This is a genomic window from Achromobacter sp. MFA1 R4 (genome assembly GCF_900156745.1).
In the GTDB taxonomy this organism is placed as follows: Bacteria; Pseudomonadota; Gammaproteobacteria; order Burkholderiales; family Burkholderiaceae_B; genus Achromobacter.
Window position 1 is genome coordinate 2,472,815 of the sequence record NZ_LT707065.1, and the last position, 22,710, is coordinate 2,495,524.

A 22,710-nucleotide genomic window follows, 5' to 3' on the forward strand; every position below is an offset into this window, starting at 1 on the left:
CGGTTCCGGCAGCCGGCCTCCCGGCCGTCGCCGGTCAGCCGGCGAGCTTCACGTCAGCACGCACTCGGACGCGTCGGGTCCACTCAGCCGGACCCGGAACGCCCTCAGTTCGTCGCGCCGAAACACATGCACCGTCACGCGGTCCCCCGCCCGATACTGCGCGAGCAGCAGATCGAGCCCCGCCGGCGCATCCACGCGCAGCCCATCGATCGCGACCAGCACATCCCCCGCGGACAATCCGCCCTTGTGCCCGGCGCCGCCTTCCAGCACGGTTGCCAGCGTCAGCGAATCGCCCTGTTTGCGCGTGCGCACGTCCAGCGACGGAATGTGCGCCGAGGCCTTCCACTGCAGCGACACGCCATGGGGTTCAAGCAGCGCCGCCAGCGGCACATCCGCCGTCCCGTAGGCATGGCGGTCGATGAAGCGGCGCGTGTCCACGCCGGTTGCCTCCAGGATCAGCGCCGGCAATCCGTCTTCCGGCAGACCTTGCTGATTGCCGCGGTAGAAATCGCGGCCGTAGCGGTCCCACAGCAGCCGCATCACATCGTCCAGCGAATGCGCGCCGGAAGACGTCTGGCGGATCAGCAGGTCCAGCCCCAGCGCCACCAACGCGCCCTTCGTGTAGTAGCTCACCAGCGCGTTCGGGGAGTTCTCGTCCTGCTTGTAGTAGCGCGTCCACGCATCGAACGAGCTCTCGGCCACCGACTGCTTGTGGCGGCCCGGCGTGCGCGCCACGCTGGTGATCGTCTTGGCCAAGAGGCGCAGATAATCGGCGCGCGCGATCACGCCAGAACGCAGCAGCAGCAGGTCGTCGTAGTAGGACGTGAAGCCCTCGAACACCCAGAGCAGGCGCGTCAGGTCCGGCTGCGAAAGATCGTACGGCGCGAACGCGTCCGGCTTGATGCGCTTGACATTCCACGTGTGGAAATACTCGTGGCTCACCAGTCCCAGAAAGCCGCGATAGCCTTCGCCCTGGCCTTGCTGGCCCAGCACCGGCAGGTCCTTGCGCGCGGTCATCAGCGCCGTGCTCGCGCGATGCTCCAGGCCGCCGTAGCCGTCGCCCGTCACCATCGTCATGAAGACATAGCGATCGGTACTGTCCAGGAACGGCGCGCGTTTGGTGCGGGGCTCGAAAAACGCGATCTGGGTTTCGCAGATTTTCTTCACGTCGTCGGTGATGCGCGCAAGATCCAGGTTCGGCGCGACGCCCGTGAATACCAGTTCGTGTTCCGCGCCATGCGCCTCGAAACGCGACACCTGCGGCGTGCCCATCTCGACCGGATGATCGATCAGCGCGTCATAGTCCGGGGCCAGGTACAGGCCAAAGCCGTGGCGGCGGGCCGCGCCCCGGTGGCCCACGGCTTCGGGCAGGCTCGTGTACACCTTCCAGCCCTCGATGCCGCGCGGCGGCGCCAGGTCCAGTAGGCAAGGCGCGTGCTCCTGGCCATGCACGCGCAGGAACACGCTGGTCCCATTGAAAAAGCCGTGCGTCTCGTCCAGGTGCGCGCCGCGCACCGACAGGTCCCACGCGTAGACCGTGTATTCGATGCGCAACGGGCCGTCGCAGGGCGCCGCCTGCCACGTGTGGTTATCGATTTTGTCGACATTCACGCGCCGCGACCCCGCATAGGCGGCCACTGACTCGATCTGGCGGGAAAAGTCGCGGATCAGATAGCTGCCCGGTATCCAGGCCGGCAATGACAGGCGCTGGCCGGCGGGGGAGGGCGAGGCGACGGTAAGGGTTATCCGGTAGCGGTGTCCGGCGGGATCATGGGGCGCGAGGCGGTAAAGTATGGGAGGCACGTCATCATTTTTCTTCATGCTCATATCTTATTACCGGAGACATTCATGAGCGAGTCGTTTGTACTGGTCGAAACCCGGGGCCGAGTCGGCCTGCTGACGCTGAATCGTCCGAAGGCGCTCAACGCGCTGAACGATCAGCTCATGGACGAACTCGGCGCCGCGCTGCTGGCTTTCGAGTCCAATCCCGACATCGGCTGCGTCGTCATCACGGGCAGCGAAAAGGCCTTCGCGGCGGGCGCCGACATCGGGGCCATGAAGGATTGGTCGTACATGGACGTGTACGGCAGCGAATACATCACGCGCAACTGGGAGACGCTCAAGCGCATCCGCAAGCCCGTGATCGCCGCGGTGGCCGGCTACGCGCTGGGCGGCGGCTGCGAACTGGCCATGATGTGCGACATCATCATCGCGGCGGACACGGCCAAGTTCGGCCAGCCCGAGATCAAGCTGGGCGTGATCCCCGGCGCGGGCGGCACCCAGCGCCTGCCGCGCGCCGTCGGCAAGGCCAAGGCCATGGATCTTGCGCTGACCGCGCGCATGATGGGCGCCGAGGAAGCGGAACGCGCGGGCCTCGTGTCGCGCGTGGTCGCCGCCGACAAGCTGCTCGAAGAAGCCATGGACGCGGCCACGGTCATCGCCTCCATGTCGCTGCCCTCGGTCATGATGGCCAAGGAATGCGTGAACCGCGCCTTCGAGGGCTCGCTCAACGAAGGCCTGCTCTTTGAACGCCGCGTGTTCCATTCGCTCTTCGCCACCGAAGACCAGAAGGAAGGCATGGCCGCCTTCACCGAAAAGCGCAAACCCGACTTCAAACACCGTTAAGGCTTGTTACTCGCGGGCCTGCGCTCCACGCAGGCCCGCCAACGCCGGGCGCGCCCTATGAAGGCGCGCCTTTTTTCATGCATGCGCGCTGCAACATGCGGGTTTCGCCTTGAAACGTATGGCTAGCACCTTGTTGCAGACTTCGCCCCTATCCTGAATAAGCGTCATCCCGAGGTGCCGCGCCAGAGCGGCTTGCCCACGCTGGCAAGTCGCGCGGCGGCTCGCTCGCAAACAAAATCAAGAAGGAGCCTTGCATGCGTAAATCTACCGCTACCCGCCGGCTGTCAACGGCTGCGCTCGCCGGCGCGCTCAGCGTCTGCTTCCTCAATGTCGCCCAGGCTCAATCGCCGCAACCCACGCTGCGCCTCGTGTCCGAGACGCCGTACCCCGCTGCCCAGGCCGCCGCGCCGAGAATGAGCGAGCAGGAATTGCGCGACACGGCCATCGATGCCTATGTCTATGCCTACCCCATGGTGTTGATGGAGCTGGCGCGTCGCCAGGCCACCGCCGTGCAAAGCCCGCTGGACGGGAAGGCGCCGATGAACCAGTTCGGACACAAGGCGGCGTTCCCGGATCCGCGCGCGACCGACGCGCCGTGGCCCAGCGCCGACGCGCTGTACTCCAGCCTGTGGTTCGATGTCTCGCGCGCCCCGCTCATCATCAACCTGCCCGACACCGGCGGCCGCTACACCGTGCTGTCGGCCCTGGATATGTGGAGCGACGTCTTCGCGTCGCGCGGCACGCGCACCAACGGGTCCGGCGCGCAGTCGTTCGCCATCGTCGGACCGCACTGGCAGGGCAATCTGCCCGCGGGTGTCGACGTGATCCGAAGCCCGACGTCGATGGGCTGGCTCATCGGCTGGACGCAAGCGGGCGGTCCGCAGGACTACGCCGCGGTCAATCAGATCCAGGCCGGTATGACGGCGCGTCCCGTGCTGGCGCCCGTGACGCCGATGACCGCGCCGCGCGGCCGCAACGCTGGTAACGCGTTCCCGCAGACCGGCACGGGCGTCGGAACGGCGCCCATCGGCAGCAACCTGCCCATGCCCACGCCGGCCCCGGCCACCACGGTGCCCGACGGCACGCCCGCCGAACAGGTCGCGGGCATGGATGCCGCCAGCTTCTTTGCCGTGTTCTTCGACGCGCTGCGCAACAACCCGCCGCACGCCAACGACACGCCCATGCTCGACCGCATGCGCCGTATCGGCCTGGACGACCGCCAGCCGTTCTCGTATGGCCGCCTGAGCCCGGCCGTGCAGCAGGCGCTGGCGGACGCGCAGCCGCTGGCTGGCCGCCGCATCGCCGACAACGTCTCGCGCCTGGGCACGCCGATCAACGGCTGGAACACGGTGCTGACGGGCATCGGCACCTACGGCACCGACTACACGCGCCGCGCCGCCATCGCCTATGCCGGCCTGGGTGCGCCGACGCCGGAAGACGTGCTGTATCCGGTCACGGTGTCCGATTCCAAGGGCCGCATGCTCGACGCCAGCGAAGACTACGTGCTGCACTTTGACAAGGGCCAGCTGCCTCCGGCCAATGCGTTCTGGTCGCTGCATGTCTACAACGACAAATACGGCTTTGCCGAAAACCCGGCCAACCGCTATGTGATCCGCAGCACCGACGGCCTGAAGTACAACGCCGACGGCTCGCTCGACATCTACGTCCAGCGCCGCGACCCGGGCGAGTCCAAGCGCGCCAACTGGGTCAGCACGCCGGCCGCCGACGGTCCGTTCGTGCTCAGCATGCGTCTGTATTCGCCGCAGAACACCGCCCTGGACGGGCAGTGGGCGCCGCCGCCGGTCAAGGAAGACTGAGCCCAGGCGGGTGCACAGGGCGCGCGGTCCCCGGCAAGGGGGCCGCGCGCCTTTTCATGGGCCGCGCAGGCAGATGCAGGCGCCCCGGCGGCCCGCCCGGTCGTCCCCTTTTTCAACGCGCGGCAGGCGTTGTTGCCACCTTACAAACGGCCGAAAGTTCATTTGCTAGGGTAAAACGAATCAAGCTATACTCTGCGGGTTTGACGCTTGCGGGATAAGAACATGCGCCTAAAAAAGCGCGTCGGTTCCCTCAGGGGCCAAGCCCTTCGGGGGCACGTCACCCTTAGGGGTCACGTTACCCTTATGGGCACGTTAGGCGGGGAAGTTTGATGCAGCAGAACTCCATGCAGCCACAGCAAAGCTTAGGGCCGCGCCCTGGGCAAAGTCTGGGGGCGCGTCTGGATCAGGATTCGATCGATCCGGATATGGTGGATAAGGTTCTGGTTCTCAGCGACGCGGATCGCGCGGCGCTGGATGCTCAGGCTAGCCGCGGGCTTCTGTTGGCATTGGCGGCGCAAGGCGCCATGGGGTTCGCAGCAGCAGTAATAGCGGGGGTTGTCGGAGGGGCGGCGGCTGGTTGGTCGGCGCTGGCGGGGGCAGGAGCGTATTTCATACCCAATGCGTTGTTCGCATTGCGCCTGGCTGTCAGCGTTCGGGCCGGTAAAGCCAGTCCCTTTACCTTTCTCTCTGGTGAGTTGATCAAGTTGTTCGCAACGGCGTTGCTGTTGTGGCTGCTTTCGCGTGTGACGCAGGACTGGCTTGTATGGCCCGCCGCGTTGCTCGGTCTGATACTCACATTGAAGGGCTATCTCCTGCTCCTGATGTTCCGCAGGCTGTCTTAGCGCCGAGTAAGTTGCGGCAAACGAAATCGTGGAATCGTCCGGTTCGCAAGGGCCGGGCATACAGCAAATAGGGTAGGATTCAAATGGCTGCTGCCAGCGACGTGTCGCCTCAATCCGCGTATATTCAGCATCACCTGGTGCATCTGAACAATACCGGTGAGAAACAGAGCGCTATTGCTCAGTTCGACATCATCAATTACGACTCGTTGTTCTGGTCCGGCCTGATGGGCCTGATCGTCATTTTCTTCCTGTGGCGCGCCGCGCGCCGCGCCACCAGCGGCGTTCCTTCCCGCTTCCAGGCCTTCGTGGAAATGATCGTCGACATGGTCGACGACCAGGCCAAGGGCATCGTCCACAACGCCAAGAGCCGTCTTTTCATCGCCCCGCTGGCCCTCACCGTGTTCCTCTGGATCATCCTGATGAACGCGCTGGACCTGCTGCCCGTTGACCTGCTGCCGTCCATCTGGCGCCTGACCGGCCTGGGCGCCGAGCACGGCGATCCGCTCTACTACCACCGCATCCTCCCGACCGCCGACCTGAACGTGCCGATGGGCATGTCGCTGGGCGTGCTGCTCCTGATGTTCTACTACGGCATCAAGATCAAGAAGCCGGGCGGTTTCGTGAAGGAGCTGTTCACCGCGCCGTTCCATGCGCATGGCCTGGGCGCCGTCGTCCTGGCTCCGTTCAACCTGCTGCTGAACCTGATCGAATACGCCGCCAAGTCGGTGTCGCTGGGCATGCGGTTGTTCGGCAACATGTTCGCCGGCGAACTGATCTTCATGCTGATCGCCCTCCTGGGCGGCGCCTGGACCGGCTTTAACGGCGCCAGCATCGGCTTGGGCTTCGGCCACATCCTGGCTGGCTCGATCTGGGCAATCTTCCACATCCTGATCGTCCTGCTCCAGGCCTTCATCTTCATGATGCTGACGCTGGTGTATCTCGGCCAGGCTCACGAAGGCCACTGATCCCCCGAATTTCCAGCGCCGGCCACCCGGCCGGCGCGGGATAGCAAGATTATCTTGCATTGAGCTGTACCTCTTATTTTTCAATTTTTGACTTCAGATTTCTAACCAAGGAGTTGTCATGACCAACGTCGCTTTCGTTGCCCTCGCTTGCGGTCTTATCATCGGTCTGGGCGCTATCGGCGCTTGCATCGGCATCGCACTGATGGGCGGCAAGTATCTGGAAGCTTCGGCTCGTCAGCCTGAACTGATGAACGCTCTGCAAACGAAGATGTTCCTGCTGGCTGGCCTGATCGACGCGGCATTCCTGATCGGCGTGGGTATCGCCATGCTGTTCGCCTTCGCCAACCCGTTCGTCGGCTAAGGCACCGCCCGCCGGCAAATAGGTGGGTCATGACGCTGGCGGCGATGAGAGCAACGGCTCCATCGCCGATCAGCAAAGTATCGAGTGCTCCGCGACGCCCCTTTCCGGGAGCGGTCGGAGCCGCAAGGTGTTAAAGGAACGACCGTGAATCTGAACGCGACGATCATTTTCCAGATGCTCGTGTTCTTCGTTCTGGGCTGGTTCACGATGAAATTCGTGTGGCCTCCCCTGACGAAGGCGATGGACGAGCGCCGCCAAAAAATCGCCGACGGCCTGGCCGCCGCCGAGAAGGGCAAAGCCGACCTGGCTCAAGCCCAGGCGCGCGTCAGTCTGATCGAGGCTTCTGCCAAGTCCGAAAACCACGCCCGCATCATCGAGGCCGAGAAGCAAGCCGCCTCCCTGATCGAGCAGGCCCGCCGCGAAGCGGAAGCCGAACGTGCCCGCATCGTGGCGCAGGCTGCCCAGGATGCCGCGCAGGAAGTCCAGCGTGCCCGTGAAGCACTGCGCGACGACGTTGCCGCGTTGGCCGTCAAGGGTGCTGAACAGATCCTCAAGCGCGAGGTTGACGCCCGCGCACACGCCGAGCTGCTGAACCAGCTCCGCGCGCAGCTCTAATCCGGGACCGTCATGGCTGAACTTTCCACTGTTGCCCGGCCCTACGCTGAAGCCCTCTTCAGCGCAGCGCGCGACGACAAGGCCGGTCTGCCGGCGTGGGCCGACCTGGTCAGCGAAATGTCGCAGGTCGCCTCCAACCCCGACGTGCGCGAGGCCATGGCCGACCCGCGTCTGGGCGACAAGCAGCGCGTCGACCTGTTTACCGGCCTGATCAAGGCCGATTTGCCGCAAGCCGCCCGCAATTTCATCGAGCTGCTGGTCGAAAACGACCGGCTGCTGCTGCTGCCCGAGATCGCCTCGCAATTCGTCGCGCTGCGGAATCGTCACGAAGGCACGGCGCAGGCGGAAATCACCAGCGCGTTCGAGCTGAGCGATGCCCAGGTCAAGGACCTGATCGTCGCGCTCGAACAAAAATTCGGCCTCAAGCTCAAGCCCAGCGTTACCGTCGACCCGTCGCTGATCGGCGGCGTGCGCGTGGCCGTCGGCGACCAGGTGCTCGATACTTCCGTACAAGCCCAATTGGTCCGCATGCGCGATCAGCTCGCCGCTTAAGGCTACTAACAGGATTCCAGGAGTCAATATGCAACTCAATCCCTCCGAGATCAGCGAACTGCTCAAGAGCCGCATCGAGGGCCTGGGCGCTTCGGCTGATGTCCGTACTCAGGGCACCGTCGTGTCCGTGACCGACGGTATTACCCGCATCCACGGCCTGTCGGACGTGATGCAGGGCGAAATGCTCGAATTCCCCAACAACGTTTTCGGTCTGGCGCTCAACCTCGAGCGTGATTCCGTCGGCGCCGTGATTCTGGGCGACTACACCGGCGTTTCCGAAGGCGACCAGGTCAAGACGACCGGCCGCATTCTGGAAGTCCCGGTCGGTCCGGAACTGAAAGGCCGCGTGGTCAACACGCTGGGCGAGCCGATCGACGGCAAGGGCCCGGTCAACGCCAAGGCCACCGACATCATCGAAAAAGTGGCGCCTGGCGTTATCGCCCGCCGCTCGGTGTCGCAGCCGCTGCAAACCGGCATCAAGGCTATCGACTCGATGGTTCCCATCGGCCGTGGCCAGCGCGAACTGATCATTGGCGACCGCCAGACCGGCAAGACCGCCGTGGCCGTCGACACGATCATCAGCCAGAAGGGCAAGGGCGTCACCTGCGTGTACGTCGCCATCGGCCAGAAGGCTTCGACGATCAACAACGTGGTCCGCAAGCTCGAAGAGCACGGCGCGATGGAATACACCATCGTCGTGGCTGCCTCGGCTTCCGACTCCGCCGCCATGCAGTACCTGGCCGCCTACGCCGGCTGCACGATGGGCGAATACTTCCGCGATCGCGGCGAAGACGCCCTGATCGTCTATGACGACCTGACCAAGCAAGCCTGGGCCTATCGCCAGGTCTCGCTGCTGCTGCGCCGTCCGCCGGGCCGCGAAGCCTACCCGGGCGACGTGTTCTACCTGCACTCGCGCCTGCTCGAGCGTGCTGCTCGCGTCAACGAAGAATACGTCGAGAAGTTCACCGACGGCGCCGTCAAGGGCAAGACCGGCTCGCTGACCGCGCTGCCGATCATCGAAACCCAGGCAGGCGACGTGTCGGCCTTCGTTCCGACCAACGTGATCTCGATCACCGACGGCCAGATCTTCCTGGAAACCGACCTGTTCAACGCCGGTGTCCGCCCCGCCATCAACGCCGGTATCTCGGTGTCGCGCGTCGGTGGCGCTGCCCAGACCAAGGTCGTCAAGAAGCTGTCCGGCGGTATCCGTACCGACCTGGCGCAGTACCGTGAACTGGCCGCCTTCGCGCAGTTCGCCTCCGACCTGGACGACGCGACCCGTCGCCAGTTGGAACGCGGCAAGCGCGTGGTGGAACTGCTCAAGCAGCCGCAATACCAGCCGCTGCAAGTGTGGGAACTGGCTGTCACGCTGTACACGGTCAACAACGGCTACCTGGATGACGTGGACGTGGCCCAAGTGCTGTCGTTCGAGAAGTCGCTGAAGGATCAGTTGAAGGCCAAGCACGCTGCCCTGATCCAGCGCATCGAAGACACCAAGGAACTGTCCAAGGACGACGAGGCCGAACTGGCTTCGACCATCCAGGAATTCAAGAAGCACGGTGCTTTTTAAGAAAGTGATGGGTTAGGCGTCCGCGACGCCTCGCCCATCCTTACCGGATGGATGAGGCGCCAGCGGAACCCATCGGCCAGTCTTCACAGGAAAGCGCAATGCCCGGAATTAAGGAAATCCGAACCAAGATCAAGAGCGTGCAAAACACGCGCAAGATCACCAAGGCGATGGAAATGGTCGCCGCATCCAAGATGCGCAAGGCGCAGGAACGGATGCGTGCCGGCCGTCCGTACGCCACCAAGGTGCGCGAGATTGCTGCGCACCTGATGCAGGCCAATCCCGAGTACAGCCACCCGTACCTGGTCGAACGCGAAATCAAGGCGGTCGGCGTGGTCATGGTGACGACCGACAAGGGTTTGTGCGGCGGCTTGAACACCAACATCACCCGCGTGACGTTGGCCAAGCTGAAAGAGTTCGAGAAAAACGGCGTCGCCGTGCAAGCGACCGCTTTCGGCAACAAGGGCGTGGGTGTGCTGACCCGTATCGGCGCCAAACTGGTTTCCCAGGAAGTGCAACTGGGCGACAAGCCGCAACTGGACCGCCTGCTGGGCGCGATCAAGGTGCAGCTGGACGCCTACCTGGAAGGCCGTATCGACGCGCTGTACGTGGCCTCGACCCGCTTCGTCAACACGATGAAGCAAGAGCCCCTGTTCCTGCGTCTGCTGCCCCTGGCCAGCGGTTTGGAAGATCCGTACCAGACGGGCGCCGAAAGCCTGGCCAAGACCTCGGAAGTGAAGTCGGAATACAGCTGGGATTACATCTACGAACCCGACGCCCGTAGCGTGATCGACGACCTGCTGCAGCGTTACGTTGAAGGCCTGCTGTACCAAGCCGTGGCCGAGAACATGGCTTCGGAGCAGTCGGCCCGGATGGTCGCCATGAAGGCGGCGTCGGACAACGCCAAGAAGGTCATCGGCGATCTGCAACTGGTCTACAACAAGACCCGTCAGGCCGCGATCACCAAAGAAATTTCGGAAATCGTAGGGGGCGCTGCCGCCGTTTGAGGCAGGCAGCATCCCGTCAAAAGCTATCAAGCAAGGAATCGACATGAGCAACGGAACCATCGTTCAGTGCATCGGCGCCGTGGTGGATATTCAGTTCCCCCGCGATCAAATGCCCAAGATCTATGAAGCGCTTACTCTGGCCGACGAGGGTTCCTCGTTCGCCGAAAAGGGTCTGACGCTGGAAGTGCAGCAACAGTTGGGCGACGGCGTGGTGCGTACCATTGCGCTGGGCTCCAGCGACGGCCTGCGCCGCGGCATGAAGGTCACCGGCACGGGCGCCCCGATCTCGGTGCCCGTCGGCACCGGCACGCTGGGCCGCATCATGGACGTGCTGGGTCGTCCCATCGACGAAGCCGGCCCGATCCAGCACGACGAAAAGCGTGGCATCCACCAAGCCGCTCCCCGTTTCGACGAACTGTCGCCGTCGGTGGAACTGCTGGAAACCGGCATCAAGGTGATTGACCTGGTTTGCCCGTTCGCCAAGGGCGGCAAGGTCGGCCTGTTCGGCGGCGCCGGCGTGGGCAAGACCGTCAACATGATGGAACTGATCAACAACATCGCCAAGCAGCACAGCGGCTTGTCGGTGTTCGCCGGCGTGGGTGAGCGTACCCGTGAAGGCAACGACTTCTACCACGAAATGGAAGAGTCCAACGTTCTGGACAAGGTCGCCATGGTGTTCGGTCAGATGAACGAACCCCCCGGCAACCGTCTGCGCGTGGCGCTGACCGGCCTGACGATGGCCGAGAAGTTCCGCGACGAAGGCCGCGACATCCTGTTCTTCGTGGACAACATCTACCGCTACACGCTGGCCGGTACCGAAGTGTCCGCACTGCTGGGCCGTATGCCGTCCGCCGTGGGTTACCAGCCCACGCTGGCCGAAGAAATGGGCAAGCTGCAAGAGCGCATCACGTCGACCAAGACCGGCTCGATCACCTCGATCCAGGCCGTGTACGTCCCTGCGGACGACTTGACCGACCCGTCGCCTGCCACGACCTTCCAGCATTTGGACTCGACCGTCGTGCTGTCGCGTGACATCGCCGCCCTGGGTATCTACCCGGCCGTGGACCCGCTGGATTCGTCCAGCCGCCAGCTCGACCCGCAAGTCGTCGGCGAAGAGCACTACGCCGTGGCCCGTGGTGTGCAGCAGACGCTGCAGCGCTACAAGGAACTGCGCGACATCATCGCGATTCTGGGCATGGACGAACTGTCGCCGGAAGACAAGCAGGCCGTGGCCCGCGCGCGCAAGATCCAGCGCTTCCTGTCGCAGCCGTTCCACGTTGCTGAAGTGTTCACCGGCTCGCCCGGCAAGTACGTTCCGCTGGCCGAAACCATCCGTGGTTTCAAGATGATCGTGAACGGCGAATGCGACGCGCTGCCGGAACAGGCTTTCTACATGGTCGGTTCGATCGACGAGGCCTTCGAGAAGGCCAAGAAACTGCAATAAGGAACCGATATGGCTACCCTGCATGTGGATGTGGTCAGCGCAGAGGAAGCGATCTTCACCGGCGAGGCGAAGTTCGTGGTTCTGCCTGGCGAGTCGGGTGAGCTGGGCATTCTGCCCGGTCACACCCCGCTGATCTCGCGCATACGCCCCGGAACGGTCAAGATCGTTCGTGCCGACCAAGGCGAGGAAAACATCTTCGTCGCCGGGGGTATCCTGGAAGTTCAGCCGGGCAGCGTGACGGTCCTGGCCGACACGGCTATCCGTGCCGCCGACCTCGACGAAGCCCGCGCCCTGGAAGCGCGCCAGAAGGCCGAACTGGCCCTGGCCAACGCCAAGGACAAGGCTGACATCGCTGTCGTCGAAGCCGAGCTCGCCATGCTGGCTGCGCAAGCCATCGCGGCGCGCAAGCTGCGCCAAGGCGGCCGCTCGCACTAAGCGGCAAGATGCTCTCCGGGCGCGTCCCGGACCTGGAAAAGGCGGCCTGCGGGTCGCTTTTTTCATGCCTGGAGAAAGCGCGGCAGGGCCGCCGCGCCGCATCGCCGCGCCGACGGCGGCCCGCCGCAATGCGTTCACTACGAATAGCCGGGCGCGGCCTCCAAAAGTAGCCTGCGGTTTTGCGATGCAGACGAGGAAGGCATGCGAGACGTGCTGGATTGCGGGGTGCTGCTGGCGCCCGGCCACGAAAAGACGATGGGCGCCTGGGTCACCGGCCATCAGGCGGTGCTGACGCGCGTGCGGCTGCATCCGGTGCCGTTGCCCTCGCCGCCGCCCGATGCGCTGGCCCGCATCGCGTTGTCGCTGCGGCGTTTCGACGGTTGCATCCTGCCCGTGGCGCCGTGCTCGCTCGCCTGGGCCCGCATGGCGCTGCAGCAAGCGCGGGACGCGCTGACGACGCCCATCCTGCTCCTCATCCACGACGTCAAGGCGCCCGCGATCCTGGACCTGCTGAGCCTGGGCGCCGCGGACTTCATCGGTCAGCCGGTCTGCCCGGAAAGCATGCGGGTGCGGCTGGCCCGCCTGGCCCGCCCCGGCGCCGCCCGGCCAGGCAGCGTGGCGGGCGGGGTCCACGAACGCCAGGTCAGCTACCTGGGCGCCCCAGTCGAGGCGGACCGGGCCATGCCGGCCTTGGCGCCGGCCCATGCGATGCGTGCCCACCGCGCAGCGGGGGCCGTCCCGACGCCCTGGGCCGCCGCGCCGCATGCGCGGCCCCGGATGCCCGCCGACATCGTCGAGCAGGCGTTGAACACCATGCGCCATCAATACAGAAGATCCGCCCCGGAGACATTCCGCGCGGCCAAGGCGCAGGTCGTGAACGGCTTCGAGCGCGAATACATCCGGCATGCGCTGTCGCGCCACGGGGGCAACGTCGCGCAGGCGGCGCGCGCCTGCGCCAAGCACCGGCGGGCATTCTGGGCGCTGATGCGCAAGCACGGCATCGACGCCGCGCCTTATCGCCAGGCCGCGCTGGCAGTGGGGCGCGTCAGCATGGAGGACTGATACGGGTTCGCCGCGATACCGACCGCGCGGCGTCCGCGACCGTCACGTGCGACCGCATTAGGCCCCCGCCGCGCGCCCGCAGCACAGCATGCCGACCGGCCCCGTTGCGTCCGGTCAAGCCGGCCATGGCGGGTTCGGCCGCCTTGTCAGCCAGGGGAAGTAAACTCACGGCTTCCGATCGTCGAGGTTAGCCGTGTCTGCTCCCCGTTTGAAGAACGATGTGTTCCTGCGCGCCCTGATGCGCGAACCCGTGCCGTATACCCCCATCTGGCTCATGCGCCAGGCGGGTCGCTATCTGCCCGAGTACCGCGAAACGCGCGCGCGCGCGGGCTCCTTCATGGGCCTGGCGCAGAACCCGGACTACGCCTCGGAAGTCACGCTGCAGCCGCTGGAACGCTATGACCTGGACGCGGCCATCCTGTTTTCCGACATCCTGACCGTGCCTCACGCCATGGGCCTGGGCCTGGACTTCGCCGAAGGCGAGGGCCCGCGCTTTGCGCATCCCATTCGTACCGAAGAGGACGTGGCGCGCCTGGCCGTGCCCGACATGGACAAGCTGCGCTATGTCTTTGACGCGGTCAGCGTGATCCGCCGCGATCTGGACGGCAAGGTGCCGCTGATCGGCTTTGCCGGCAGTCCCTGGACGATCGCCTGTTACATGGTCGAAGGCAAGGGCAGCGACGACTACCGCCTGATCAAGACCCTGCTGTATTCGCGCCCCGATCTGCTGCACCGCATCCTCGAGATCAATGCCGAAGCCACCCTGCAATACCTGAACGGCCAGATCGCCGCGGGCGCCCAGGCCGTGATGCTGTTCGATAGTTGGGGCGGCGTGCTGGCTGACGGCCTGTTCCAGCAGTTCTCGCTGGCGTACACCCGGAAAGTCGTGGCGGGCCTGACGCGCGAGCATGAAGGCCGGCGCGTGCCGGTCATTGTGTTCACCAAGGGCGGCGGCCAGTGGCTCGAAGACATCGCGGCCTGTGGCAGCGACGCGGTCGGCCTGGACTGGACGGTGGACCTGGCGGCAGCCCGCCGCCGTACCGGCGACTCGGTCGCGTTCCAGGGCAATCTGGATCCGATGGCGCTCTTCGGCGGCGCAAGCGCCATCCGCGCGGAAGCGCGCCGCGTGCTGGACGCCTTCGGGCCGGTGGGCAAGGGCGGCCATGTCTTCAATCTGGGGCACGGCATTTCCCGCTTCACTCCGCCAGAAGCCGTAGCTGAATTGGTCGATGAAGTCCACCAGTACAGCCGCGCCCTCCACGCGTAAGTAAGTGAACGCTTCGGTCCCAAGGGCCGAAGCAAGTGGGCCCCGCGGCCGACTTGTGCACAATAAATTCAGGGCCAGGGAAAACCCTCTCTAAGCTGGCTTACAATCTTGAAACTTGCTTCAAGTGCTTGTTTTAAATAGAGAAATGCGGTTTATCAACAAGGGTGCAATAGTTTGTGCATTCTTGCCATATTCCATTTTCTGATGTTGCCCTGGCCTTTTCCCCAAAGTTATCCACAGGAGCCGGTGGAAGATTGACGCTCCGACAAGCGACAATCCTGTCATCCCGGTCCTGCCGCTCCTCATTCTTTCGGCTAGTCCTTTTTCAGTAGATGCATGTCCCCATCCCCCATGCCTGACGCAGACGCGAACCCGGATACCACAGCGGTGTGCTGGGTGCGCGTGGCGTTGGACGTGCCCTTGCCCGGCCCCTTCGATTACCGCAGCGACGCGCCGATTGCCGCCGGCCTGCGGGTGATCGTTCCGTTCGGCCGGCGCAAGATGATCGGCGTGGTGGTGGACAATCCGGCCGAACCGTCATTCGACCCCAAGCAGATCCGCCCCATCGAAGCCGTGCTGGACGACCTGCCGCCCTTTGACGCGGCCTGGTTGCGCATGGCGCGGTTTGCCGCGGACTATTACCAGCGCCCCTTGGGCGAGGTGATGCTGCCCACGCTGCCGCCGCCGCTGCGCAAGCCCACGTCATACCAAGGCAAGCGATCCGGGGAAGGGCCGGTGGCGCGCATGGATGCCCGCAAGCGCAAGACGCCGCGCGCCCCGGCCACGCCCGACCAGCCGCCGCCGCTGAACGACGCCCAGCACGCCGCCGTGGAGGCCATCGCCGCGCTGGGCGGTTTCAAGCCCGTGCTGCTGCATGGCGTGACCGGCAGCGGCAAGACCGAGGTCTATCTGCGGGCCGCCGAAAAGGTCCTGACGGCCGGACGGCAGGTGCTGCTGCTGGTCCCGGAAATCAATCTGACGCCGCAGCTCGAAGCCGCGCTGCGAGCCCGCCTGGAATCGCTGGTGGGGCCGGAGGGCCTCGCGGTGATGCATAGCGGACTGTCGGACGGCGAACGCCTGCAAGCGTGGACGCGCGCCCACCGTGGCCAGGCCCGGATGCTGCTGGGCACGCGCATGTCGATTTTTGCGCCGCTGTCCGAACTGGGCCTGATCGTCGTCGACGAAGAACACGATGCGTCCTACAAGCAGCAGGACGGCCTGCGCTATTCGGCGCGCGACCTCGCGGTGTGGCGGGCGCATGACCTGGACATTCCGGTCGTCCTGGGCTCGGCCACGCCGTCCCTGGAAACCTGGCAGCACGCCGAGCGCGGGCGTTACCTGCGCCTGACGCTCCCGGGGCGAGCGCGTTCGAGCGAATTGCCCGCGATCCGGCTGGTGGACACGCGCCGTCTGCAGCTAAAGCAAGGCCTGTCGCCCCAGCTCATCGACGCCGTAGCGCAACGGCTCGAGCGCAAGGAGCAGTCGCTCATCTTCCTGAACCGCCGCGGCTATTCGCCCGTGTTGCACTGCCAGTCCTGCGCCTGGGTCAGCAACTGCCCGCGCTGCACGGCATTCACCGTGCTGCATCGCACGGATGGCCGCGGCCACCGCCTGCAGTGCCATCACTGCGGCTACCAGGCCCCGGTGCCGCGTGCGTGCCCCGAGTGCGGCGACCAGGACCTGGCGCCCATGGGACGCGGCACGCAGCGCGTCGAGGAACACCTGGCCGAGCTGTTCCCCGAGGCGCGCATCCTGCGGATCGACGCGGACAGCACGCGCAAGAAGGGCAGCGCCGAAGCGCTGTTCGCGTCGGTGCATGCGGGCGAGGTCGACATCCTGGTGGGCACGCAGATGGTGGCCAAGGGCCACGACTTCGCGCGCCTGGGGCTGGTGGGCGTGCTGAACGCGGACTCCATGCTGTTCGCCCACGATTTCCGCGCGCCCGAACGCCTGTTCGCGCAGTTGATGCAGGTGGCCGGCCGCGCCGGACGCCATCAGGGCAATGGCGAAGTGCTGATCCAGACGGGCTACCCCGAGCAGCCCGTCTACCAGGCCCTCTTGCGCCACGATTACGCCGGCTTCGCGCGCCACGCGCTGCACGAACGCGAAAGCACCGGCCTGCCGCCTTTCGTCTACCAGGCGCTGCTGACCGCCGAGGCGCGCGAGCTCAAGGTCGCCCAGGCGTTCCTGGAGCAGGCCCGGTCGCTGCCCGAGGGGGAATGGGCGGCCGACTTTCCGGGCATGGACGCGATCATGCTGTATGACCCCGTGCCGTTGCGCGTGGTGCGCGTGGCCAACATCGAGCGCGCCCAACTGCTGGCCGAAAGCAGCAGCCGGCCGGCCCTGCAGGCGTTTCTGGCGTCCTGGTCGCGCCATCTCCCGTACCTGGCCAACGAGGCCCGCGTGCGCTGGCAACTGGAAGTCGATCCGCTGGAGATCTGATCGTGTCGGTGCGCCGATGCGCCATCGATCCGATTGTTCTATGATCGTCTTCCTCTATCGCGCCGGCGCGGCAGACCCGCTGCGGCGGCTGCGCCCGTCCCCTTTTTTCCGCGTTTTTCCGGCCTGCTCGCGGGCGGCGGCAAGGCTTTTGCCTGCCGGCCGCCATGGCATGGCCGCCGCGACGCACGCATGACCACCTGACTCTCCAATGTCCGCAAGCGAACCGATTGGCCACGGCATGAATCCCGCGCAACGGGAGGCGACGCTCTACCTGGACGGCCCCTGCCTGGTGCTGGCCGGCGCGGGCAGCGGCAAGACGCGCGTCATCACGCAGAAGATCGCCTACCTGCTGCGCGAATGCGGCTACATGGGCCGCAACGTCGTGGCGCTGACCTTCACCAACAAGGCCGCGCGCGAAATGGACGAGCGCGTGAAGACGCTGGTGGACCGCAAGCTGTCCAAGGGTCTGATCATCAGCACCTTCCACTCGCTGGGTGTGAAGATGCTGCGCGAAGAGGCGCGCAACGCGGGCCTGAAGCCCACGTTTTCCATCCTGGATGCCGACGACGCCATGGCGATCATCCAGGAACTGCTGGCGACCACCGACAAGGCGCGCCTGCGCCACGTGCAGGGCATCATCTCGCTGTGGAAGAACGCGCTGCTGGAGCCGGACGACGCGGCGCGCGAGGCCATCACGCCGGGCGACGTCGAAGCCGCCAACGTCTACCGCAGCTATGCCGCGACGCTGGCCGCCTACCAGGCCGTGGATTTCGACGATCTCATCCGCATCCCCGCGCAGCTGCTGGCCAGCAACGAAGAGGTGCGCACGCGCTGGCAGAACCGCGTGCGCTATCTGCTGGTGGACGAATACCAGGACACCAACGTGTGCCAGTACCGGCTCGTGCAGCTGCTGACGGGGCCTCGCGCGATGTTCACCGCGGTGGGCGACGATGACCAGGCCATCTACGCCTGGCGCGGCGCCACCATCGAGAACCTGGCCAAGCTCACGACCGACTACCCCAACATCAAGCTCATCAAGCTTGAGCAGAATTACCGCTCGGTGCAGCGCATCCTGGCGGCCGCCAACCAGGTCATCGAAAAGAATCCCAAGCTCTTCGAGAAAAAGCTCTGGTCGGAACTGGGCGTGGGAGAGCCCATCACGGTGTCGCCCATGGACGGCGAAGAACACGAGGCCGAATCCATCGCCATGAAGGTGTCGGCCGCGCGCTTCGAACGCCAGGCGCAGTGGAAGGATTTTGCGATCCTGTACCGCAGCAATCACCAGTCGCGCATCCTGGAGCAGGCGCTGCGCAACCTGAAGATTCCGTACACCATCTCGGGCGGACAGAGCTTTTTCGACAAGGCCGAGGTGCGCGACATCCTGGCCTACCTGCGCCTGCTGGCCAACGACGATGACGATCCCGCGTTCATCCGCGCGGCCACCACGCCCAAGCGCGGCATCGGCCAGGCAACGCTGCAGGCGCTGGGCCAGTACGCGGCCAGCCGCGAGCTCTCTTTGCTTGCGGCGGTGGCCGAGACCGGTCTGGAAAGCCAGCTCGCGCCCCGCCAGATCGAGCAGCTTCGCACCTTTGCGGAGTTCATCCGGCGCATGCAGTGGCGCGCCGGACGCGGCGCGGCCTCGGACAAGGACGCCGCGCCCGCCGAACCCGCCGGCGCGATCCTGGACGATCTGCTCGAAGCCATCCAGTACGAGCGCCATCTGTTCGAACTGTTCGATGAACGGCCGGCGCAGACGCGCTGGCAGAACGTGCTCGAATTGACCGGCTGGCTCAAGCGCAAGGCCGAAGAAGACAACATGACGCTCTTTGACCTCGTCCAGCACGTGGCCCTGGTCACCATGCTCGAGCGCGGCGAGGAAGAAGAGCCTGACGCCGTGAAAATGTCGACCCTGCACGCGTCCAAGGGCCTGGAGTATCCGCACGTCTACCTGGCGGGCGTGGAAGAGGGGCTGCTGCCGCACTTGGGCAAGGACGACGAAGTCGGCGACCCGGCGCGCGCCGCCGAGAACCTCGCCACCCGCATCCAGGAAGAACGCCGCCTGATGTACGTCGGCATCACGCGCGCGCAGCGCACCCTGCACCTGAGCTGGTGCAAGCGCCGCCGGCGCGCGCGCGAAGACCTGGTGCGCGAGCCCTCGCGCTTCATCGAGGAAATGGGGCTGGGCGACGTGCGCATCCAGGAAGACGACGCCACGGCCGCCATGAGCCCCAAGGAGCGCATGGCCATGCTCAAGGCGCTGCTGAACAAGTAGGCAAATAGCGGGGACGGGCAGCGGGCCGCTGGGCGCCAAATTCGCGCCACGCCGCGCGCAGGCTTGAAGAACCGCGCCAGTCGCTCCTACACTGGTCTGCCCGGATCGAAGGAGCGCATCATGTGCCGTTGGCTGGCTTACACCGGTAGTCCCCTGCAAATGGAGAGCGTGCTGTTCAAGGCCAAGCACTCGCTCATCGAACAAAGCCTGCATTCCCGGCTGGGCGCCACCACCACGAACGGGGACGGATTCGGGCTGGGTTGGTACGCCCGTCACGTCGAAGGCCGGCCCAGTGAACCGCCTTTCCGCTACCGCAGCGTGCATCCGGCATGGAACGACCGCAACCTGCGCGAGGCGGCCCGCGCCATCCATTCGCCCCTGTTCGTCGCGCACATCCGCGCCGCCACCGACACGCCCGCGCAGGAAACCAATTGCCATCCGTTTCGCCACGGGCAATGGCTCTTCGTCCACAACGGACTCATCCGCGACTATCCGCTGATGCGCCGCGACCTGATGCTGATGATCGCGCCGGCGTATTTCGGGTCGCTCGAAGGCTCCACCGATTCCGAGGTGATGTTCCTCTTGGCGCTCACGTTCGGGCTGGACGAGGACCCCATCGGCGCGATCGCGCGCATGGTCGGCGCCGTCGAAGCGTCCGGGCGGCGCCATGGCGTGGCCCATCCCATCAACATGACCGTGTGCGCGCTGGACGGCGAGCGCCTCATCGCGGTGCGCTATTCCAGCGAGGGCGACTCGCGCACGCTGTTCCACAACACCTGCGTGCGCCACCTGCGCGAGCTCTATCCCGACAACGCGCAGATCGCCGCGCTGGACGACGACGCGTTCCTGCTGCTGTCCGAGCCGCTGTCCGACATGGCCGGCGTATGGGAAGAAGTGCCCGAGGCGACCGCCATCATCGCGGGGCGCGGCGATGTCAGCCACCATCGGTTCACGCCGATTCCGCCGGGCGCCTGAAACGCCTGCAATACGCTAAATAAGGGTCATCAAGCACGTATTTCGCATATAGGGGAGAATACGGATCGCATGACTTTGCGACGTCCTGGGCCGCGAAAGCACCCCAACTCAATAAGGAAGTTGCATGACTGATAGCCAAACCCCGCAGGCCACTGACGCATTCGCGGTGTTTACGCGCACGGGGAGCGCCCCGGATAGCTTTGAATTGCACGAAAACGGCGTTGTCAGCCAGCAAGGCGGCACCCGTATCTACACCGCGTTCGCGGACATCCAGGATCTTTGCCTGTACCCGTCCACGCAGGACAACACGGCGGGCCCGGCCGACAGCCTGGCTTATCGCAGCCGCACGGACAGCGCCTGGACCGTCGCGTCGGGCGTCAACGAATTCAGCAAGTTCATGGACGCGTTCCGTTCCCGCTATGTCGCCCAGCGGCTGCCGGTGCTGGAAGCGCTGACCGAACAAGGCGCCCGCGTCACGTTCCATTATATCGTCGGCGGCCAGTTTCCGGACCTGGAAACGCGCGAGTTGTCGCTGTCGTCGAAGGGACTGCACATTGACGGCGCCACCTGGCCCTACGAGTCGCTCCGTCCCATCGACCTCGATGACTGGACCGACACCGTCAGCCTGCAAGACGAGAACGGCAAGACGGTTTTCTCATGCCAGGTCGCGCGGATCCTGAGTTCAGACCTGTTCGTCAACCTGGTCTACGACCAGTTGGGACAGACCGCGGAATACGCCTGACGCGGCTGCTGCGGCGGGTTCAGTGGCCTGAGTGCAGTGCCGGATTCAGCGTTCCCCAGGCCGCGGTGCGCACCAGCGTCTCCACGGCGCCGGTCTGGGAATTGCGGCGGAACAACAGCCCATGCTGGCCCGCCAGCGACACCGCCTTCACCACCGCGCCTTCCGGCGTCAGCACCCGCGTGCCGGCGGTGACGTAGCAACCCGCTTCGACCACGCAGTCATCGCCCAGCGAAATGCCCAGGCCTGAATTGGCGCCCAGCAGGCATCGCTTGCCGATCGACACCACCTGCTTGCCGCCGCCCGACATGGTTCCCATGATGGACGCGCCGCCGCCGATATCGGTGCCGTCGTCCACCGTCACGCCCGCGCTGATGCGTCCTTCGACCATCGACGCGCCCAGCGTGCCGGCATTGAAATTGCAAAAGCCTTCGTGCAGCACGGTCGTGCCCGGCGACAGGTGCGCGCCCAGCCGGACACGCGCCGTGTCGGCAATGCGCACGCCGCTGGCCACGACGTAATCCGTCATCCGGGGAATCTTGTCCACGCCTCGGATCTCCAGCACCTGACCGGTGGCGCGCAGGTGCCATCGCAACGCGTCCACCTGATCCACCGCGCACGGCCCGACCGAGGTCCACGCGACATTGGCCAGCACGTTGAAGAGGCCGTCGAGATTGGCGCCGTGCGGGCGAATCAGCCGGTGGCTGAGCAGATGCAGCCGCAGGTAGGCGTCATGCGCATCGACGGGCGGTTCGTCCAGCGACGCAATGGCCGTGCGCACCGCCACGATATCCACCTTGCGGCGCGTGTCCCGCACCAGCGCCGTGGCCACATGTTCCCCCAGCGCGGCGCGTGCCTCTTCCGGGGTCAGATGACGGGTTCCGGTCGCCGGCGAGTTGTCGGCCAGGGAGGGACGCGGATACCAGGTATCAAGAATGGTGCCGTCGGCGGCAAGGGTGGCAAGGCCGTATGCGATGGCGCTGGTGGGCGTGTGGGACATGGGAATTGCGGGTGGGGATGTCGAGTGGGCGACATTCTAGGCGAATGTTTTGGGGTGTTGGTGGTATTGCGATAGTGGTTTTTGTGATTACGAAAGTGGTTGTTTTGGTGGTGTTTCGGGGTTGATCTGCGTCGGACCTTCGTCAGATCTTCGTAGGTCGCCCGACGCCGCGGTCGCCGGGGCCGCGACGCCGTGCTGCGCGTGTCTGGGTATGGGGCGCTACAAGACCTGTGGTCAGGGAAGGGGATTTGCGGGGTCGCCGACGAGCTGCCGCGCGGGCGGCGGCTCGCCGGCATTTGGGCGTCTGGACGTCGAGGCGGGGGCGCTTACGCGCTGGCCACGGGAGGCTTGCTCAAGGCAGGGGAGAGTCAGCCTCAACAAAAAACCAAACACAGCGCCACCACACGCGAAGCGTCATCACGCCGACGCAAGACCCCGCGTAAGCCCCCAAAGGCCGCCCGCGCGGCCGGCCGGGGGCGGGCCCCGCAAGACGCTCCAACACCCAACCAACGCAGGCAAGAACCTAAAGAACCCACCTCGTCCCAGCGCCGGCAAAGCTGAAACCACCCGAGCCCGGTGTGGCGTGGGCCTGGGGTGGGCGGGGCGTTTAGGTGCGCCCGGCGGAATCCGAAGGCAGCCGCCGGAGGCGGCAACGAGGATGAGCACGGGGTAGTCCGGAGCGAAGGCTCCGGACCGCAACCGGAGCCCCGCCTGCCCCAGGCC

General features: G+C 65.5%; 20 protein-coding genes. 18 read left to right on the forward strand and 2 right to left on the reverse strand.

Annotation, left to right across the window (positions count from 1 at the left end; genetic code table 11):
- Window positions 1–48: 48 nt before the first annotated feature.
- A complete protein-coding gene (locus tag BXA00_RS11325; RefSeq protein WP_076521910.1) occupies window positions 49–1,821 on the reverse strand; it encodes a M61 family metallopeptidase in 1,773 nt (590 codons plus the stop codon).
- A 27-nt stretch (window positions 1,822–1,848) separates the two neighbouring features.
- Here BXA00_RS11325 and BXA00_RS11330 point away from each other — a divergent pair, with 27 nt between their 5' ends.
- The 18 genes from BXA00_RS11330 (at window position 1,849) to BXA00_RS11410 (ending at window position 20,990) form a co-directional block, all read left to right on the forward strand.
- Window positions 1,849–2,625: an enoyl-CoA hydratase gene (locus BXA00_RS11330; RefSeq protein WP_076518582.1), complete on the forward strand. Its 777-nt coding sequence runs from the start codon at window positions 1,849–1,851 to the stop codon at window positions 2,623–2,625.
- 254 nt (window positions 2,626–2,879) lie between these two features.
- Entirely contained in the window at window positions 2,880–4,442 is a 1,563-nt protein-coding gene (locus tag BXA00_RS11335) for a DUF1254 domain-containing protein (RefSeq protein ID WP_076518583.1), read from the forward strand.
- A 428-nt stretch (window positions 4,443–4,870) separates the two neighbouring features.
- Window positions 4,871–5,284 carry an ATP synthase subunit I gene (locus BXA00_RS11340; RefSeq protein WP_369825611.1) on the forward strand — a complete coding sequence of 138 codons (414 nt, stop codon included), beginning with the start codon at window positions 4,871–4,873 and terminating at the stop codon, window positions 5,282–5,284.
- A gap of 83 nt (window positions 5,285–5,367) precedes the next feature.
- Entirely contained in the window at window positions 5,368–6,249 is an 882-nt protein-coding gene (gene atpB, locus BXA00_RS11345; protein ID WP_008167481.1) for a F0F1 ATP synthase subunit A, read from the forward strand.
- Between the two features lie 118 nt (window positions 6,250–6,367).
- On the forward strand, window positions 6,368–6,610 hold the full coding sequence (gene atpE / locus BXA00_RS11350) for a F0F1 ATP synthase subunit C (RefSeq protein WP_003815363.1): 243 nt from the start codon (window positions 6,368–6,370) through the stop codon (window positions 6,608–6,610).
- 144 nt (window positions 6,611–6,754) lie between these two features.
- Window positions 6,755–7,225, forward strand: coding sequence for a F0F1 ATP synthase subunit B (locus BXA00_RS11355; RefSeq protein WP_008167494.1), 471 nt, complete (start codon window positions 6,755–6,757; stop codon window positions 7,223–7,225).
- Window positions 7,226–7,237: 12 nt separating this feature from the next.
- Complete coding sequence (locus BXA00_RS11360) at window positions 7,238–7,777, forward strand: F0F1 ATP synthase subunit delta (RefSeq protein WP_076518584.1); 540 nt, start codon at window positions 7,238–7,240, stop codon at window positions 7,775–7,777.
- Window positions 7,778–7,805: 28 nt separating this feature from the next.
- Window positions 7,806–9,347, forward strand: a complete 1,542-nt coding sequence (gene atpA, locus BXA00_RS11365; RefSeq protein WP_076518585.1) for a F0F1 ATP synthase subunit alpha — start codon at window positions 7,806–7,808, stop codon at window positions 9,345–9,347.
- 98 nt (window positions 9,348–9,445) lie between these two features.
- Complete coding sequence (gene atpG, locus BXA00_RS11370; protein ID WP_076518586.1) at window positions 9,446–10,351, forward strand: F0F1 ATP synthase subunit gamma; 906 nt, start codon at window positions 9,446–9,448, stop codon at window positions 10,349–10,351.
- 43 nt (window positions 10,352–10,394) lie between these two features.
- Window positions 10,395–11,795 carry a F0F1 ATP synthase subunit beta gene (atpD, locus tag BXA00_RS11375; RefSeq protein WP_054455184.1) on the forward strand — a complete coding sequence of 467 codons (1,401 nt, stop codon included), beginning with the start codon at window positions 10,395–10,397 and terminating at the stop codon, window positions 11,793–11,795.
- A gap of 9 nt (window positions 11,796–11,804) precedes the next feature.
- Complete coding sequence (locus BXA00_RS11380) at window positions 11,805–12,230, forward strand: F0F1 ATP synthase subunit epsilon (protein WP_056327609.1); 426 nt, start codon at window positions 11,805–11,807, stop codon at window positions 12,228–12,230.
- 201 nt (window positions 12,231–12,431) lie between these two features.
- The gene (locus BXA00_RS11385; protein WP_231952242.1) at window positions 12,432–13,292 is read left to right on the forward strand and encodes a helix-turn-helix domain-containing protein; all 861 of its coding nucleotides are present in this window, start codon (window positions 12,432–12,434) and stop codon (window positions 13,290–13,292) included.
- 193 nt (window positions 13,293–13,485) lie between these two features.
- Window positions 13,486–14,559, forward strand: a complete 1,074-nt coding sequence (hemE, locus tag BXA00_RS11390) for a uroporphyrinogen decarboxylase (protein ID WP_076518587.1) — start codon at window positions 13,486–13,488, stop codon at window positions 14,557–14,559.
- A 351-nt stretch (window positions 14,560–14,910) separates the two neighbouring features.
- A complete protein-coding gene (locus BXA00_RS11395) occupies window positions 14,911–17,001 on the forward strand; it encodes a primosomal protein N' (protein ID WP_076518588.1) in 2,091 nt (696 codons plus the stop codon).
- A gap of 40 nt (window positions 17,002–17,041) precedes the next feature.
- Complete coding sequence (locus BXA00_RS28830) at window positions 17,042–17,194, forward strand: hypothetical protein (protein WP_156902788.1); 153 nt, start codon at window positions 17,042–17,044, stop codon at window positions 17,192–17,194.
- Window positions 17,195–17,209: 15 nt separating this feature from the next.
- A complete protein-coding gene (locus BXA00_RS11400; protein WP_076518589.1) occupies window positions 17,210–19,273 on the forward strand; it encodes a UvrD-helicase domain-containing protein in 2,064 nt (687 codons plus the stop codon).
- A 120-nt stretch (window positions 19,274–19,393) separates the two neighbouring features.
- Window positions 19,394–20,248, forward strand: coding sequence for a class II glutamine amidotransferase (locus tag BXA00_RS11405; protein ID WP_076518590.1), 855 nt, complete (start codon window positions 19,394–19,396; stop codon window positions 20,246–20,248).
- Between the two features lie 124 nt (window positions 20,249–20,372).
- A complete protein-coding gene (locus BXA00_RS11410; protein WP_076518591.1) occupies window positions 20,373–20,990 on the forward strand; it encodes a hypothetical protein in 618 nt (205 codons plus the stop codon).
- A 19-nt stretch (window positions 20,991–21,009) separates the two neighbouring features.
- Here the strand turns inward: BXA00_RS11410 and dapD are convergent, their stop codons facing one another.
- Entirely contained in the window at window positions 21,010–21,987 is a 978-nt protein-coding gene (dapD, locus tag BXA00_RS11415) for a 2,3,4,5-tetrahydropyridine-2,6-dicarboxylate N-succinyltransferase (protein ID WP_076518592.1), read from the reverse strand.
- Between the last annotated feature and the right edge of the window lie 723 nt (window positions 21,988–22,710).

Bases quoted from the DNA above. Each gene is read 5' to 3' on its own strand.
- BXA00_RS11325 (WP_076521910.1), bottom strand. From the start codon at position 1,821: ATGAAGAAAAATGATGACGTGCCTCCCATACTTTACCGCCTCGCGCCC.
- BXA00_RS11330 (WP_076518582.1), top strand. From the start codon at position 1,849: ATGAGCGAGTCGTTTGTACTGGTCGAAACCCGGGGCCGAGTCGGCCTG.
- BXA00_RS11335 (WP_076518583.1), top strand. From the start codon at position 2,880: ATGCGTAAATCTACCGCTACCCGCCGGCTGTCAACGGCTGCGCTCGCC.
- atpB (WP_008167481.1), top strand. From the start codon at position 5,368: ATGGCTGCTGCCAGCGACGTGTCGCCTCAATCCGCGTATATTCAGCAT.
- atpE (WP_003815363.1), top strand. From the start codon at position 6,368: ATGACCAACGTCGCTTTCGTTGCCCTCGCTTGCGGTCTTATCATCGGT.
- BXA00_RS11360 (WP_076518584.1), top strand. From the start codon at position 7,238: ATGGCTGAACTTTCCACTGTTGCCCGGCCCTACGCTGAAGCCCTCTTC.
- atpA (WP_076518585.1), top strand. From the start codon at position 7,806: ATGCAACTCAATCCCTCCGAGATCAGCGAACTGCTCAAGAGCCGCATC.
- atpG (WP_076518586.1), top strand. From the start codon at position 9,446: ATGCCCGGAATTAAGGAAATCCGAACCAAGATCAAGAGCGTGCAAAAC.
- atpD (WP_054455184.1), top strand. From the start codon at position 10,395: ATGAGCAACGGAACCATCGTTCAGTGCATCGGCGCCGTGGTGGATATT.
- BXA00_RS11380 (WP_056327609.1), top strand. From the start codon at position 11,805: ATGGCTACCCTGCATGTGGATGTGGTCAGCGCAGAGGAAGCGATCTTC.
- BXA00_RS11385 (WP_231952242.1), top strand. From the start codon at position 12,432: ATGCGAGACGTGCTGGATTGCGGGGTGCTGCTGGCGCCCGGCCACGAA.
- BXA00_RS11395 (WP_076518588.1), top strand. From the start codon at position 14,911: ATGCCTGACGCAGACGCGAACCCGGATACCACAGCGGTGTGCTGGGTG.
- BXA00_RS28830 (WP_156902788.1), top strand. From the start codon at position 17,042: ATGATCGTCTTCCTCTATCGCGCCGGCGCGGCAGACCCGCTGCGGCGG.
- BXA00_RS11400 (WP_076518589.1), top strand. From the start codon at position 17,210: ATGTCCGCAAGCGAACCGATTGGCCACGGCATGAATCCCGCGCAACGG.
- BXA00_RS11405 (WP_076518590.1), top strand. From the start codon at position 19,394: ATGTGCCGTTGGCTGGCTTACACCGGTAGTCCCCTGCAAATGGAGAGC.
- BXA00_RS11410 (WP_076518591.1), top strand. From the start codon at position 20,373: ATGACTGATAGCCAAACCCCGCAGGCCACTGACGCATTCGCGGTGTTT.
- dapD (WP_076518592.1), bottom strand. From the start codon at position 21,987: ATGTCCCACACGCCCACCAGCGCCATCGCATACGGCCTTGCCACCCTT.